The following is a 16,095-nucleotide window of genomic DNA, read 5'->3' on the forward strand; positions in this document are numbered from 1 at the left end:
GCAGTGATGTCAGGTTCGCATGGTTTCTTCAAGCATGAAGAATGCATTTAGCAAGGCTTGCTTGCGATCAAGATGCAAACCGCGGGTCGCGCCCATCAGTTCGTTGATCTTTTCCCACACCTCTAGCCATTGATCAAGCGGTTGCGCGGCGACCATACGTTGCATTGCGGGCAGTTCACCGTCAACGACTTCTCTGGGGGCCTGCCCTGTGGCAGCAAACCGGATCATCCGCGCAAGCCACCAGTGCATTAATTCGGCGATGGTGGCGAAGGCCGCATCCTTGTCTGCAGGTGAAAAACGTTCTGCAAACTTGTGTTGGGCCGCAACATCTGCATTCGGAAGAGCTGCGATGATGTTTACAAGATCGGTATATAGCTCAAGCCCGCCGACATCGTGAAGCTGCAGCGCGCGACCTATACTGCCCTCTGCCAGCCCCGAAAGTGCGTCACGTGCGCCAAGATCCATGTCCGGGCAATAGCGTCCCAAAAGATCGACAACCTGATGATCGTCAAGCGGCGCAAGATTAAGGCGCCGGCAGCGTGAACGTATGGTTGGCAACAAGCGCCCCGGATGATGGGCAACCAAGATCATCATGGCGTTTGACGGCGGTTCTTCGAGAACCTTGAGGATCGCGTTGGCGGCGTTGCGGTTCAGCTCATCTGCCGCATCGACAATGACGATACGCCAGCCCCCCTCGGCCGATGTCTTGGACATGAAATTGCCAACGGTACGCACGTTGGCGACCGTGATTTCGCCCTGCAGACGTTTTTTCTTGTCGTCATACAGGCGTTCAATAACCTTGAGGTCACCATGTCCTCCACCGGCAATACGCCTTGAAACCGGATCCTCAGGATCGACATAAAGGCCGTCATTCTGATCGCCAAACAGGCCAGCGCCGCCATTTTCACCGCCGCCAGACAAAATAAAGCGCGCCATGCGGTAGGCCAGTGTTGCTTTGCCAACGCCCTTGGGGCCGCACAGCAGCCAGGCGTGATGCATGCGTTTGCTGTTCCAGGCATCCAGAATGGTTTTCTCGGCCTCTTCATGGCCAAGAAGTGCATCATTTCGGCGTGGTTCGAAGGGGTTTTCTTCAGCGGGAAGATCGTCCTTGGCCATGTTCGGTTCAGGCCCCCTGCCCGGCAATATGGGACGTAACGGCCGAAATAACCCGTTCACTTACTGTCTCAATGTCACCACTTGCATCAATGATCTGACAACGGTCCTTCTCATCAGAAGCAATTTCGCGGAAGCCATCGCGCAGGCGTTGGTGAAATTCCAGCCCCATGCGTTCAAAACGATCTTCCGCTGCACTGACATTGGCAAACCGTTCGCTTGCGCGTTCAAGGCCAAGTTCAAGCGGCAGATCAAAAATCAGGGTCAGGTCGGGTTTAAAGTCACCGATCGCCAGTTGCCAAAGCTTGCGGATATAATCAGCCCCAAGACCATGGCCGTATCCCTGATACGCGACAGATGAGTCAGCAAACCGGTCACACAGGACGATCTTGCCGCTATCAAGTGCCGGACGAATGGTCCGCTCAACATGATCGCGGCGTGACGCAAACATCAAAAGCGCCTCTGTCACGGGGTCCCAGCGTCCGGGGTCACCGGTCAGAATAAGGTTGCGGATTTCTTCTGCCCCCGGCGACCCACCGGGTTCACGGGTAACAACAATATCTTGACCCTGATCGCGAAACCACTTTTCAAGACAGCGTATCTGGGTCGACTTTCCGCTGCCTTCGCCACCTTCGAAACTAATGAACAAACCGGGCTTAGGTGTCACCCGTTTGCCCCCCAGAGCAGATATTTGATCGCTGCCCCGATACGGCCAACAAAACCAAGGCGTCCGACATCATGGGCGGCGTAGAGCGGAAACTCGATCGTGTCCTGATCGGGTACTTCGACCTTGAGCATCGCGATCTGATCACCCTGACTGATCGGCGCCGGAACCGGTCCCTCGTAAACGACTGATACCTTCATATCGCGGCTTGCGGTACGCGGCAATGTGAGGAGAACTTCCTTGTCTGCGACAAGATCAACCTTGGGCTCCGAACCCAACCAGACATTGGCAGAGCTAACCGTTTCGCCTTCGGCGAACAGGTCATAGTTGTCAAATTCCCGGAAGCCCCAATCAAGGAGTTTCTGTGATTCCGTACGGCGCTCCCGAACGGAGCCCAATCCATTGACGACAAGAATCAGGCGACGATCATCACGTTCGGCTGAAGCTGTCAGGCCGTATCCGGCAGCCTCGGTATGGCCGGTTTTAAGGCCATCGACACCTGCACTTGTGCCGAGAAGCGGATTGCGGTTTGGCTGACGGATGCCGTTATAGGTAAATTCCTTAATGGAATAGAGTTCGTAAAGATCAGGGAAGTTGCGAATGGTATCACGCGCAAGGATCGCAAGATCACGAACCGTAACAAGATGACCCTCTGCGGGCCATCCGGTCGCATTTTTAAAGACAGACTTGGTCATCCCGATTGCGCGGGCTTCTTCAGTCATGGCTTCGGCAAAGGCTTCTTCTGACCCGCCAAGGCCTTCTGCGACCACGATTGCAGCATCATTGCCCGACTGGACGATAATCCCGTGTAGCAAGTCTGAAACCGAAACGTTGGAGTTCACCTCGACAAACATTTTCGATCCACCTTTTCGCCAGGCCTTCTCGCTGACATGGAAGGTGTCATCCATGGAAACGCGACCATCCTTGATATACTTGAATAGCATATGGACGGTCATCATCTTGGTCATCGAGGCTGGCTCGGTCAGGGTATCCCCTTCCTTGTCAAGCAGCACGGCCCCGGTGTCAAAATCCATAATGAATGCTTCACGCGCATTCGTCTCGATGGCCTGCGCACTTGCAGAACTCATCGACGTAGCCATGACAGAACCAAGAATAAAGGCCCCGGCCACTACCCGGTTCAGAGTGTTTTTGAACGGAACTGGCGGCATCAAAGTCATGGCATACAAACCCTGTTAAATAAATTCTCTAACCACCGGGAACCGGTGTATCCGCTGTTTTGCTTATGTCGCAAATTCGGCAGAATTGTGCAACAGCTGCGAGGTCGGCATATTAAATCGCTAGCATAACCCGCTTTTTTCAATCAACAACCAGATGTGGCCGAACCGCCATCTGCGCACTCTACAACCACTTTTGCGCCGTTTTGTCCCGTTGCAATAACACGTTCAAGAAGAATGTCAGCCTCTGGCACAGTTTCAAGCGGGCCCAGACGCACGCGGTAAAAGGTAGTGCCCTTGACCTCGATCGGCTCTATCTTGCTGGGGGCAAGGTCGTAAAGGCGATTGCGAAGATTCAATGCGTTGTCATAAATGGAAAAGGCGCCAGCCTGTACGTAGATCGATGATGTTGCGACCGGTGTTACTTCTACAATAGCGGCTTCTTCTACCACACCGTCAAGCGGAGCGGATTCAACGCTGGTGTTTGCCGAAGGTGGTGTTAGCTTGATACGGGATGTCGTCGGTTCCCCGCTATCAGCGATGGGGCCATCATCTAGACGAACCGTTTCAACGACGTCGCGTGGTGCAGCACTTACAGTGCTTTGCTCCGCGACGCTTACTTTCGGGGCTGCCTTGCCCTGTGCGATGGCCGCGATCTGTCGGCTTTCTGCCTCGACCACCTCAACCAGCACCTTTGCCGTGCCTTTGCGCTCGAACCCCAAAAGCTGTGCAGCACGGCGCGACATATCGATGATCCGGCCATGCGCAAACGGTCCGCGATCATTTACGCGGACCTTGATTGATTTGCCGTTTTCAAGGTTGGTTACGCGAACGATGCTGGGCAGCGGCAAGGTACGATGGGCAGCTGAAACTTCATACTGATCGAAAATTTCGCCATTTGCCGTTTTCTTGCCGTGGAACTTCGGCCCATACCAGGATGCGATACCTGTTTCACTGTATTCGTAATCGACTGCAGGATAATACCACTGACCGGCAATCTCGTATGGATTGCCGATCTTGTAGTTTCCGATCTGCGTCGGTTGTGATTGTCCACCGAGCCGTTTGACGCCATGAACAGCGAGCTGAGTTTCAGCACAACCTGCCAGCAAGATACCAAGCGCTGCGGCCGCCATAGCGAGGCGGCCTTTGGATCGCAAATGTGCCAAGGCACTGTTTCGTGGTTTGGGCATCAAGGTGTCCCCGCTTTTAGATGCTCTGTCCATGCTCGTTTAGGTCAAACTGTCGTTATTCGAATTATGTGTTTTTATCGACCAGCAATCGCGTCGGCCAACGTACCAACAGCTATTGCAAAGTATGTCGAGCGGTTCCAGTGCATGATGGTATGGAAGTTGTTATAAACCATATAGGCTGGGCCTTCACCGTCATTTACGATGACAATTGACGCGTCCATATCCGCAACAGGCAAGTCTGCGCCACTTGGCATCCGGACACCAAGCTGCTGCCATTCTGCAATCGGCTTGCGGATATCGCGACCTTCCAGTTCCATATCGAAGTTTTCCGGTAGGCTGATCTTGCGACCCCAGCGCTCATCTGCATGCCATCCGACGGATGACAAATAGTTCGCAGCAGAGGCGAACACATCTTCCTTTGCGCCCCAAAGATCAATCTTGCCATCGCCATTGCCATCACGTGCGTAGTTCAGGAATGTTGACGGCATGAATTGGGCCTGCCCCATGGCGCCAGCCCAGGAGCCTGACATCTTTTCCGGCGCGATATGACCGGCATCGATAATGGTGAGCGCGTTCATCAATTCCTTGCGGAAATATTCAGCGCGACGGCCTTCGAATGCCAGGGTGGCAAGTGAATCCACAACGGAATATCCGCCAGTAAAGCGACCAAACCCGGTCTCGATACCCCAGAACGCGGTCAGGTAATGGCCAGGCACCCCGTATTTCTTGGCTGCGGCATCAATGACAGCACGGTTTTCAGCATATTTGCGGCGACCTTCATTCACTCGGGACTGAGGCACAACGCGATCAAGATACTGCTCGAAGGTCAGTTTGAATTCAGGCTGGCTGCGATCATATTCGATTACTTTCGGGATCGGCTTGGTATCGGCAAAGGCAACGTCGAGTGTTGCGTCAGAAATGCCCTTGCTTGCGGCTTCTTTTTTGAATTCAACGAGCCATTCGTCAAATCCTTCGGTGGTAAATTCTGGAAGTTTCTCATCAGTCTGTGCAAAGGCTGGTGCATGTGCTGCCATCACGGCAACGACGGAGGCAGCGGTAAGCAGTTTCCAGAATTTCATCTAAGCCTCATCCAAATTTGTATCAGTTTTCAGTCCCGGATTCTTTTGGTCCGGGGAACCATTCATCGGTTCGGCCGGTCCAGTAATAAGCGGTTAACCCAACCCATTCACGCAAAGCACGACCCAATGATTTGATAGCCCCTGAGACGTTAAGACTTGCTAAATGGATGTCATTGGAGGTGAATCTATCGACAGGATAAGGGATTACGTTCCAGCCTGCCTGGCGGAATGCTCCGACAGCGCGCGGCATATGTTGTGCCGAAGTAATTAGGACCCACGGTTTTTTCGCAAGCTCCGGCCAGTCGCGATAAACCAGTTCAAGAGATTTGGTGGCGTTCTCATGCGTGTTACGTGATTTCGTTTCAAAAAACATATTCGGTGTCTTCAGCCCCGAATCGTCCAGCCAGTCTTCGAGCACGACCGCTTCGCTGAAACCGCGATCAGTAAGGTTGCCATCGCCACCAGTAAAAAGGACCGGCTTGTTCGGATACAGGTTCGCGACACGCATCATGGTAAAGATACGATCCGCCGATGCACCGACATGCATTTCGCCACGTTCTAAGTAGCTAGAAGGGTCAAGGCTTCCTGCAAGTGTTACTGCACCTGCAAACTCAATGTTTGCAAGATCGGGCTTCTCAAACCGGCTTTCCAAAGTGTGCGACAGGATAGTACCAACAGGAATAACCGTGATCAGAAGCGATGCCCCGGTTACGAAAACCAGCCCGCCAATCGCGATTCTACGCGTGCGTCCAAAGATCAACAGACCAAAGAGAATGGCGAGTAAAAGGCCATGCATGAAAGCTGTATTGATCAGGATGCTGACGGTTTTGGACAGGAAGTAGAACACGATCGCAGGTTCCGAAAACAATTGGTTATTTGAACCGGCTTACCATACCGAAATCCGGATAAATCGCCAGCATTCGCTGCAATATTGGATTGCCCTATTGACAGGTCATCTTCCCCAATTTATTGAAAGCGCCCAGAGCAAAGCGCTCCAACCAGTTTTGCGGAGAGGTGGCAGAGCGGTTGAATGCAGCGGTCTTGAAAACCGCCGTGCCTTTACGGGTACCGTGGGTTCGAATCCCACCCTCTCCGCCACTTACCCAAGACAGAGCAGAACCAGTTCAGTAATCGCAGGACGATCTTCTTTGCGAGACGCCAAGCCGTATCTGCCATGACGTCACAATCGTCGAAAGGTTATTGATATGAGCGAACTGCCGCCCTGTCCCAAATGTTACTCCCCCTACACCTACGAAGACGGTGAGTTGTTGATATGCCCGGAATGCGCCCATGAATGGTCGCTGACAGCCGCACATGCAGATGCGCCTGTTGTGCGGGATTCCAACGGCACGCCGCTTGCTGACGGTGATACGGTTTCGGTGATCAAGGACCTGAAGGTCAAAGGTTCATCGGCGGTGGTGAAAGTCGGTACGAAGGTCAAGGGCATTCGGCTGGTTGAAGGTGACCATGACATTGATTGCAAGATCCCCGGCATCGGGCAAATGGGCTTGAAATCGGAGTTTGTGAAAAAGGTTGCCGAGTAGTTGACCAAATCCATTCCTCGCCAAAAGAAAAAGCGCACCAAATAAGGTGCGCTTTTCTCGTTTCGGTGTTTTGCCGCCGTGTTTAGTCTGCCCCACCCGTGCGGAAGGTCGAGCCCGGTTTCGGTTTCAGCACACGTTGAATAAACAGCGTGCCAATCGCAACACCAATACCAATCAGGTCGGTAATAAGGCCGCCGGAAATCATGAACAGAGCGGCGATGACCAGCAAGATGCGCAGGAACCAGACGGCACTACTGCCAAGGAACCAGCCCTGAACACCGGAAGATAGCAGGAAGACGCCAACAACAGCGGTGACGAGAGCCTGTCCGATCTGGAGATATGTTCCATCCATCAGGATCGCAGAGTTATAGAAGAACATGAACGGTACGATGAAGGCCGCGATCCCGATCTTGAACGATGCGACCGACGTTTCCATCGGATTGGCGCCGGATATGCCGGCTGCGGCATAGGATGCAAGTGCCACTGGCGGGGTAATTGCCGAAACCACAGCAAAGTAAAACACGAAGAAGTGTGCTGTAAGCGGTTGAATACCCAGCTCAATTAGGCCTGGCGCCACAACGGATGCTGCGACGGCATAAGCCGCGGTTGTTGGCATTCCCATGCCCAGAAGAATGGCAATAAGCATGGCGAAGACCAGCGCCAAAAGCTGGGATGCTTCTGCGAGACCCAATAACAGGTTCGAGAAACGTGCACCAACACCAGTCAGCGCAATAACACCGACAATAATACCGGCACAGGCGCATACGGCGATGATCTGGATCGACATACCGCCTGCGAGTTCAAAGGCCTTGGCAACTGAGCGCACGCCGACCCGATTGGGCGTCAACCAGCTGACAACAACGGCCGCAACCGTTGCAAGGGTCCCCGCCCTGATAACGGAATATCCAAGGAACAACGCAACGATCAGAATGATGATCGGCAGGAAAAGGAATACCTTTTTGATCATCGCATCAAAGCGCGGCAGCTCGTCCTCACGCATGCCGCGCATGCCAAGCTTCGCGGCCTCGAAATCGACCATGAAGTAGATCGATACGAAATAGAGGATGGCCGGAATAATGGCAGCGATGGCAATATCGGTATAGGGAATGCCCGTGATTTCAGCCATGATGAAGGCACCTGCCCCCATGATCGGCGGCATGATTTGACCACCGGTGGAGGCGGCTGCCTCAATCGCGCCTGCCGTTTTCTTGTGATAGCCTACCTTCTTCATCAAGGGAATGGTCAGTGAACCGGTGGCCACCACGTTGCCTGCAGACGTGCCATTGATCATGCCCATCAGGCCAGATGCAAAAATCGCAACTTTTGCTGGTCCGCCACGGGCCCGGCCAGCGACCGAGAAGGCAAAGTTCACGAAGTAGTCGCCAACCTTGGATGCCTGAAGGAACGCCGCAAAAATGATGAATAGAATGATGTAGGTCGACGAGACGGCCGTCGTTGGACCAAGAATCCCGGCATCGGTGTAAACTTGGCTGAAGAACCGCTGCCAAGTAACTGAGGGTGATTGCAGGAAGCCAGGCAGGTGTTCGCCGACAAACACATAAATAAGGAAAATCGTCGCAATGATCACAAGTGCAAGCCCGGCAACACGGCGGGTCAATTCCATGATCAGCAATGTGCCGGCAACCGCAGCAATCGAGATCCCGATCGGCGCAAATGGTGTGCCGGTCGAGTTGCGCATGAGGGTGCCATAAATCGTGATCAGGTAGACCGCAACGGCAACACCACAAACACACAGAACAAAGTCTGGCGCGGAATATTTGTCGCGCGATGTCTTGTGGAACCATGACAGAACGATCCCGCCCACCGTCGCAATCAAAAGCGGTGTTCCGAACAGCCAAGTCTCATTGAACTTGATGGTGGCATCAATGCCATTCCACATCACACCATTCTGAATATCGAATGCGAAACTGATGGCCATGCCCGTCGCCATGAAAGCCGGCACCAAAAGGACGTAAGACAGATACCCCAGAAGAGGTGTTGAAGTGCCCGGGCTGTCACTAAAGCTGTTGGCGGAGTACCACAGGAACCCAAGTGCCAATGCACCGGCAACGTGAACAATCCGGAAGTTCCAGGTTTCGAGTGGAAAGTCTGGCAGGAACGGCAGATTGACCAGGCCGCCTGTCATCCCCGACAGGGAAACGCCATTGAGCGCAAGCATGTGGAAGGCCGCGTAGATCGCCGCGGAGATTGTGATGAAGGTCAGTCCCCCGCCCTCAAACATTCGCCGGTTATGTTCGACCGGTTCTTCGTCAACACCATCAGCAATGAGGTGTTCGTCTTCCACCTGGCTTTTATCTGACATCTATTCCCCCGCACTCACGCAAGTTTGTTTTTGGCCACAGGCAAGCTGGTAATTGAAATATGGCGGACCGTCCACAAGGACAGTCCGCCTTACAAGATGTTTTTGATGGCAGTGATCAGTTGATCATGTCTGCCGGAATGGACGCGCCATTCTCGTTGAACCACTTCGCAGCACCCGGGTGCCACTTCATGACCTTGTTCTTGTCCCAGTTCGCCGGAACGGTCGAGCGGGCCGCACGGTGGATGGAAACCATCCGGTCATTGTCGGACATCACAACATCTGTAGCTGCATAGACGAAGCTTTCCGGAAGATCACAGTTAGCAATCGCAAAGTTCCACATGGAAACCGAACGTGCAGGTTCGGTCAGCGTGGTATAGGTATCTGCTGCGATGTCGAACTCCGATACCGGGAAGGCATCCATGATTTGCTTCTGTTCTGCTTCGGTAAACTCGATGATGTTTACGTCGGTCTGAACTTCAAGCTGGCTGACAGCGGGAACCGGGACGCCTGCGGCAAACGCGATCACGTCAAGCAAGCCGTCCTGCAGCTGACCACCAAGGTCAGACCAGCCGCCATTCCGGCGTTCGAAATCAACACCCAGTTCTTCAAGCATGCGCGGGAAATAGGTGTCCGAGGTCGAGCCAGCCGGACCAAAACCGATTTTGGCGCCTGCCGGAATATCGGCAACCGAGGTAATTCCGGAAGAAGAAAGTGCGGTGATCGAGAACGGCGTCTGGTACATCGGGAACATCGCGCACGCATTGGTCATCTGCAGACCTGGTGCAATCGGGTTGGTACCCGCCAGAGATTCTGCAGCCGGACCCATGGTGGTCATGCCAAAGGCGGCTTCGCCGGTGTGAACAAGTGCCATATTCTGCATCGGGCCGCCGGTGACTTCGCCGCCACCCGAGATTCCAAGTTCTTCCGCGACCAGGTTGGCCCAGCCAGAACCATACGCAAAATAGGTCCCGCCCTGAGACGCTGTGCCGACGGTGAAGCTCTCAGGCCAGCCATCACGATCCTGTGCCACGGCAGCAGTGCTCCCGAACGCAAACGCGACCGCCATCCCTGCAAATAATGCGCGTTTCATTAATTTCCTCCGTTTATCGGTATTTTGTGAGAATCTGCCACAAGTCATTTCCTCATATGGGGAAACTTGAGGTTGATGGCAATGTGGTTCTTAATCAATACCGAAAATGGTGAGATTTCATAGTGATGTCGATCTCATGACATGCTCGACTTTAGTTGTATTCGCCGTACTTATAAGATTTAATTAGAATTATCTAACGTGCGCAGATCACTAAGACGGCGCGGCTTGTAATCGTGACGTTCAATCACATTTGTATCTGATGGCGTGGGTGTTTTGGGGGACTTATGAATGTCGTTAAACATTGGTAGCCGGATACTGCTTGCGGCAGCGATGATCGTTGTTGCCACATTCGTGGCCTTTATCCTCTATTTTGACTATCAGCAGCGTACGTCGATCCAAACCTCCTTAGAATCGAAACTGACCGAAAGCGGTTCGTTGGCGACGGCTGGTATTTCGAATTGGCTTGATGGTCGCCGCCTCTTGGTTGAGAGCCTTGCCAACAGCATTGCACGTGACAGTTCACCAGAGAATGTGTCGGCGGTTGCAAGTGGTGAAGCCTTTGCCGAGTCATTCATATTTTCGTATTTCGGCAGTGCGGATGGTGTGATGACGATGTATCCACCTGATGAGTTGCCGCCCGATTACGACCCACGTAAACGTCCCTGGTATGCCGACGCTGTTGCAGTGGGCGACAGTACCTTGACCGAACCTTACACTGATGCCTCCACCGGACAACTGATTGTCACGGCGACCACGCCGGTTTCCGAAGACGGCAACCTACTCGGTGTTGTCGGGGGGGACATTGATATTGGTATTCTCGGTGATCTGGTGCGCAGTATTGACCTTGGGGGTATCGGGTATGGCTTCCTTGTGAACGATCAGGGAACGGTCCTGATCCACCCGAATGCCGAGTTCACACTAAAACCCCTGTCTGATGTTTTCCCTGAAGACACACCAACAGTGACCGAAGGTATGGACAATATCAAAGAAGGTCGTGGGGAACAGCTCTTCACCTTCTTTCGTGTGAGCGGCCTGCCCTCGGTAAACTGGTATCTTGGGTTCGCTCTGGATCGGGATGAAGCGTATGCTTCACTTTACGAGTTCCGCTACACGGCGATTATTACCGCCGTAATTGCCGTCCTGGCGATCATGGGGCTGATGGGCGTTTTGGTGCGCGTTTGGGTTTCAGGTCCGGTTATGAGCATGACTTCTGCCATGACCCGGCTTGCCCAAGGTCAGAAAGACGTCGAGGTTCCAGGAACAGAGCTCAAAGACGAGATTGGTGCGATGGCCGCTGCGGTGCTTGTGTTCAAGAATAATGCAGCCGAAGTCGAACGCTTGGCGCATGCAAACGAAGAAGCAACGAAGCGGGCTGCGGAAGCGCGAAAACGTGCGCTTGAGCAGATGGCGGACAACTTCGAACAGAGCGTGCTTTCAATCGTGGAAACCGTCGCAGATGCCGCGGAAAAAACGCAGTCAGTGGCAACACAGTTGTCGGCCAATGCAGAGGAGTCGACGTCACGCGCTGCTGCTGTCTCCAATGCAGCAAATATTACCACGGAAAATGTGCAGGCCGTCGCGTCTGCCACCGAAGAGCTTTCCGCCGCTATTCGCGAAATCGGGGCGCAAGTGACGCAATCCATCGAAGTGGCAACCGAGGCTGTTGACGGCGTCAACAGCACATCGGCAACTGTCACGGAGCTTGCAGAAGCAGCTGAACGGATCGGCAAGGTCGTTGGTCTTATTCAGGATATTGCCGGGCAAACCAATCTTCTGGCTTTGAACGCAACCATCGAAGCCGCCCGCGCAGGTGACGCTGGCAAGGGCTTTGCTGTTGTTGCTGGTGAGGTGAAATCACTTGCCAATCAAACCGACAAGGCGACAGGCGATATCCAGGTTCAGGTCGATGGTATTCAGGGATCCTCGTCCCGCTCGGTTTCGGAAATTGGTTCAATTTCAGGAACGATCGAACGCATCAATGAGTTCTGCAATGCGATCGCAGCAGCCGTAGAGCAACAAGGGGCTGCCACGCGTGAAATAGCCGATAGCGTCCAACGCGCGGCGTCGGGCACACAGGAGGTATCGCAAAATGTTTCCGCTGTGTCTGATGCGTCAAACATGGTCAGTGTCGAAGCCAATTCGCTTCTGCAGTCCTCGCGGGAGATGCGTGAACTTGCCCATCGATTGCGCGAAGAAGTACTCGGTTTCCTGAAGTCAGTGCGTGATAATGATTGAGTTCCCCATGGTGACATCTTTCGTGTGATCTAAAACCCAGAGCGCCTGATTAACGGACTCCGTCTGTCCTGCTTAACTCCATGAGAACTGGATTCTCAGGTGAGCGTAACCTCTGTGTAGTTTTTTATTGCGTAAAATCCCTTACTGCTGCACGATTTGTGCAATGCGGTCGTTAATGGTGATGTGTAACCGTCTGAAACCGCAGTTTTCTTCACAAAACTGCAAAATATCAGTGGAAATGCTCTCGTTGGACAGGCAATTATTGACGGAATGAGAGGCGCTTTGGCGCGTCTTGTGGGGGAGCATCTGGTTTCAGATGCTAAGACGAACGAAGAAGACAAGACTCTCAACAGGGAAATTTTAAACTCGATATGAGCACAGACATACCCGCCCTGCAGGTCGAAGGGATGTTCAAAAGCTTTGGTGAGCATGAAGTTCTCAAAGGAATTGACCTTACGGCCAACACCGGGGACGTGATTTCGATTATTGGCTCGTCCGGATCGGGCAAAAGTACATTTTTAAGATGCATCAACCTGCTTGAAACGCCAGACTCCGGTGAAGTTCATGTTAAGGGTGAACTGATCCGCATGAAGACGTTGAAGGACGGCTCGCAGGAAGCGGCTGATAAAAAACAGTTGCAGCGCATCCGCACCAAACTCGCCATGGTGTTTCAAAGCTTCAACCTCTGGAGCCATCTGACCATTCTTGAGAACGTGATCGAAGCACCGATCCATGTTTTGGGTGTTCCCCGCAAAGAAGCGATTGAGCGCGCTGACGCATTGCTCAAGAAGGTCGGGATGTATGAACGTCGGGATTACTATCCCGGTCATGTATCCGGTGGCCAGCAACAACGTGCCGCGATTGCGCGCGCGCTTGCAATATCACCCGATGTTTTGCTGTTTGATGAGCCGACTTCAGCCCTTGATCCCGAGCTGGTTGGTGAAGTTCTTCGGGTTATGACCGATCTTGCCGAGGAAGGCCGCACAATGCTTGTGGTGACCCACGAGATGGGCTTTGCGCGCGGTGTTTCAAGCCATGTCATGTATTTGCATCAAGGAAGGGTCGAGGAATTCGGCAACCCGACTGATGTTTTCGAGAATCCAAAATCGGAACGCATGAAGCAGTTTCTTCAGCGCGATTTCTGATCTGGGCGGACCAGGGCCAGGTGTGCCGTGGTCGCAAGAATGGGAGTACCTCAATACGTACGCCCCGTTCCAATCAACAAGGGAGACTATGAATGAAAAACTGGATCAAGGTTGCATCTGCTGCAGCAGTTGGCATTGCACTGAGTGCTTCGGCCGCAAACGCTGATTGGGATAAAGTCGTTGTCGCGACCGAGGGGGCCTACCCTCCGTTCAACATGATGGACGACAATGGCAACCTCATCGGTTTCGACGTTGATTTCGCCAACAAGCTTTGCGAAACCGCGAATGTCGAGTGCGAAATCGTTGCACAGGACTGGGACGGCATGATCCCGGGTCTTCTGGCCAAAAAATATGATGCAATCATTGCGCAGATGTCGATCACCGAAGAGCGCAAGCGTTCCATCGACTTCTCTAACTACTACAGCAACACCCCGGCCGTGTTCGTCGGTAAAGACGGCATGAGCATCACCGCTTACAAAGACGGCGAAGTCATTGAAGACGCGCTTGATGGCATGGTCATCGGTGTTCAGCGTTCGACCACCCATGCGAACTTCCTTGAAGATAACTTCATGGATACCGAAATCCGCATGTATGGTACGCAGGACGAAGCTCTGCTTGACCTGACTGCTGGTCGTATTGATGCAACGCTTGCTGATTCCGGTACCCTCGAAGCGTGGGTTAACTCGGAAGAAGGCGAAGGCTATGGTTTCGTTTCCAACCAGTTCGCACCGAGCGAGTGGTTCGGCGAAGGTGCCGGTATTGGTATCCGCAAGGAAGACCAGGACCTGAAGGAAATCTTCAACAAGGCACTGGCTGAAATGCTTGAAAACGGCTCTTACGAAGAGCTGAACAAGAAATACTTCCCGGCGATCGATCTGCATCCGAATTGATCTGCCTGATCTATTCAGGGCGGCGAAGTGTTCGCCGCCCTTCCCTTATTGTTGCGCGTTGCTTGTAATTCAGGGGTGAAAAGCACGGGCAGCATCAAGGAAATCTGGAGATACCATGCTCGATTTATACGGCCGCGGCTGGCAGATGCTTGAAGGGGGACTGGTGACAGTTCAGCTTTGCCTAACCGTTTTGCCATTCATGATTGTTATTGGTTTGTTGGGCGCGTCGGCAAAGCTGTCGCGCTATCGCACACTGCGTGTGATTGGGGAAAGCTATACCGTTCTTATTCGTGGCATTCCCGAGCTTCTTGTTATTTTGTTGATTTATTTCGGCGGCACCATCGCCGTCCAAAGCCTTGCAGAGCTTATTTCCGGCGAAGAAACCCGTGTTGATATTCCTGCCTTCTGGTCTGGTGTCGCGGCTTTGGCGTTGGTCCAGGGTGCATTTGCATCCGAAGTTTTCCGAGCAGCCATGCAATCGATTCCGCTTGGCCAAATCGAGGCCGCGACAGCATGTGGCATGACGCCAATGCAAGTTTTCATGCGCATCAAACTGCCGCAGCTTTGGCGCTTTGCCCTGCCGGGGCTTAATAACCTCTTTCAGGTCCTGATCAAGGACACCGCACTTATCTCAGTTGTCGGTGTTGAGGAAATCATGCGCAAGGCCGCCATCGGTGCCGGAACGGAAAAGGCACCGTTCACTTTCTATCTGGTGGCGATGCTGATGTTCCTTTCATTTACAACGGTTTCGCTTCTGGTCTTCAACTATCTTGAAAAGCGGGCGGCCCGCGGTGTGGCGAGGGCGTAGCAGATGTTTGAAGATTTCATATACGTTCTTGGCAAGTATGACACGTGGCTGTGGCGCGGCTTTCTACTGACCATCGAGTTGTTGGTCATTTCGGTTACGTTGGGCACCCTTCTGGCCATTCCACTTGCCGTGGCCCGCGTTTCTAAAAAGGTCTGGATACAGGCCCTGCCCTTTGCCTTTATCTATGTGTTCCGTGGTACACCGCTGATCGGGCAGCTGTTCATGATGTATTATGGCGTCGGGCAGTTGGTAGCAGAAATTGATGGCATTCAGGATCACTGGACCTGGACCTATTTGCGTGATCCATACTGGTATTGCCTGCTGACATTCGTTTTGAATACAGCTGCCTATGTCGCCGAAATCATGCGTGGTGGTATTCAGAACGTCCCGAATGGTGAACTGGAAGCCGCGCGTGCATGCGGTATGTCCCCGTGGATTACCTATCGGCGAATCATCTTCCCGCGCATGTGGCAAATGATCTGGCCTGCTTACACCAACGACGTGATTTTCACGCTGAAGGCGACGTCGCTGGCATCCACTGTCACCATGATGGAGCTGACGGGTGCCGCGCGCAAAATCGTTGCCCGTACTGCCCTTCCCTATGAAGCATTTATCTCAGCAGGCGTGATCTATCTGATCATCGTTTACACGCTGACCTTTGGCTTCAAAGGGATTGAACGGTATTTGCGCCGTAGCGAAGTACGCAAGGAACCAAAATCCGGCAAGCCTAAAGCGGCATCTGCCTGATCAACTACCCATATCAAACCCGGTATTCAGAGACGGACATTGCCAGCCTCAATGGTTGGGTGTCCTGATCCGGCCGGGTTGTTTTGCCCCAC

General features: G+C 53.2%; 14 protein-coding genes and 1 tRNA gene. 7 read left to right on the forward strand and 8 right to left on the reverse strand.

What is annotated here, in order from left to right; translation table 11 throughout:
* Positions 1-9: 9 nt before the first annotated feature.
* From AUQ43_RS04460 to AUQ43_RS04485, 6 genes are all read right to left on the reverse strand, one after another.
* Complete coding sequence (locus AUQ43_RS04460) at positions 10-1,116, reverse strand: DNA polymerase III subunit delta' (RefSeq protein ID WP_062954878.1); 1,107 nt, start codon at positions 1,114-1,116, stop codon at positions 10-12.
* Positions 1,117-1,123: 7 nt separating this feature from the next.
* Positions 1,124-1,780, reverse strand: a complete 657-nt coding sequence (gene tmk, locus AUQ43_RS04465; RefSeq protein ID WP_062954879.1) for a dTMP kinase — start codon at positions 1,778-1,780, stop codon at positions 1,124-1,126.
* Entirely contained in the window at positions 1,777-2,955 is a 1,179-nt protein-coding gene (locus tag AUQ43_RS04470) for a D-alanyl-D-alanine carboxypeptidase family protein (protein ID WP_181838575.1), read from the reverse strand. The genes tmk and AUQ43_RS04470 overlap by 4 nt, the downstream gene beginning before the upstream one ends.
* 143 nt (positions 2,956-3,098) lie before the next feature.
* On the reverse strand, positions 3,099-4,142 hold the full coding sequence (locus AUQ43_RS04475; RefSeq protein ID WP_062954881.1) for a septal ring lytic transglycosylase RlpA family protein: 1,044 nt from the start codon (positions 4,140-4,142) through the stop codon (positions 3,099-3,101).
* Positions 4,143-4,216: 74 nt separating this feature from the next.
* Entirely contained in the window at positions 4,217-5,221 is a 1,005-nt protein-coding gene (locus AUQ43_RS04480) for a lytic transglycosylase domain-containing protein (RefSeq protein ID WP_062954882.1), read from the reverse strand.
* A 22-nt stretch (positions 5,222-5,243) separates the two neighbouring features.
* A complete protein-coding gene (locus tag AUQ43_RS04485; protein WP_147250479.1) occupies positions 5,244-6,068 on the reverse strand; it encodes a YdcF family protein in 825 nt (274 codons plus the stop codon).
* A gap of 161 nt (positions 6,069-6,229) precedes the next feature.
* On the opposite strand from AUQ43_RS04485, the gene AUQ43_RS04490 reads away from it, so the two are divergent.
* Together AUQ43_RS04490 and AUQ43_RS04495 are read left to right on the forward strand one after the other, a co-directional pair.
* Positions 6,230-6,319, forward strand: a tRNA-Ser gene (locus AUQ43_RS04490).
* Positions 6,320-6,426: 107 nt separating this feature from the next.
* Positions 6,427-6,765, forward strand: coding sequence for a zinc ribbon domain-containing protein YjdM (locus tag AUQ43_RS04495; protein WP_062954884.1), 339 nt, complete (start codon positions 6,427-6,429; stop codon positions 6,763-6,765).
* 82 nt (positions 6,766-6,847) lie between these two features.
* Here AUQ43_RS04495 and AUQ43_RS04500 read toward each other — a convergent pair whose 3' ends face one another.
* A complete protein-coding gene (locus tag AUQ43_RS04500) occupies positions 6,848-9,088 on the reverse strand; it encodes a TRAP transporter permease (RefSeq protein ID WP_062954885.1) in 2,241 nt (746 codons plus the stop codon).
* 115 nt (positions 9,089-9,203) lie between these two features.
* Entirely contained in the window at positions 9,204-10,178 is a 975-nt protein-coding gene (locus tag AUQ43_RS04505; RefSeq protein WP_062954886.1) for a TAXI family TRAP transporter solute-binding subunit, read from the reverse strand.
* Between the two features lie 288 nt (positions 10,179-10,466).
* Here AUQ43_RS04505 and AUQ43_RS04510 point away from each other — a divergent pair, with 288 nt between their 5' ends.
* The 5 genes from AUQ43_RS04510 (at position 10,467) to AUQ43_RS04530 (ending at position 16,003) form a co-directional block, all read left to right on the forward strand.
* Entirely contained in the window at positions 10,467-12,413 is a 1,947-nt protein-coding gene (locus AUQ43_RS04510) for a methyl-accepting chemotaxis protein (protein WP_062954887.1), read from the forward strand.
* 383 nt (positions 12,414-12,796) lie between these two features.
* On the forward strand, positions 12,797-13,558 hold the full coding sequence (locus AUQ43_RS04515; protein WP_348657893.1) for an ATP-binding cassette domain-containing protein: 762 nt from the start codon (positions 12,797-12,799) through the stop codon (positions 13,556-13,558).
* Positions 13,559-13,650: 92 nt separating this feature from the next.
* Positions 13,651-14,448 carry a transporter substrate-binding domain-containing protein gene (locus AUQ43_RS04520; protein WP_062954889.1) on the forward strand — a complete coding sequence of 266 codons (798 nt, stop codon included), beginning with the start codon at positions 13,651-13,653 and terminating at the stop codon, positions 14,446-14,448.
* Between the two features lie 115 nt (positions 14,449-14,563).
* The gene (locus tag AUQ43_RS04525) at positions 14,564-15,256 is read left to right on the forward strand and encodes an ABC transporter permease (RefSeq protein ID WP_062954890.1); all 693 of its coding nucleotides are present in this window, start codon (positions 14,564-14,566) and stop codon (positions 15,254-15,256) included.
* Positions 15,257-15,259: 3 nt separating this feature from the next.
* Positions 15,260-16,003, forward strand: coding sequence for an ABC transporter permease (locus tag AUQ43_RS04530; protein ID WP_062954891.1), 744 nt, complete (start codon positions 15,260-15,262; stop codon positions 16,001-16,003).
* Positions 16,004-16,095 lie beyond the last annotated feature (92 nt).

The organism is Thalassospira sp. MCCC 1A01148 (genome assembly GCF_001613795.1).
In the GTDB taxonomy this organism is placed as follows: Bacteria; Pseudomonadota; Alphaproteobacteria; order Rhodospirillales; family Thalassospiraceae; genus Thalassospira.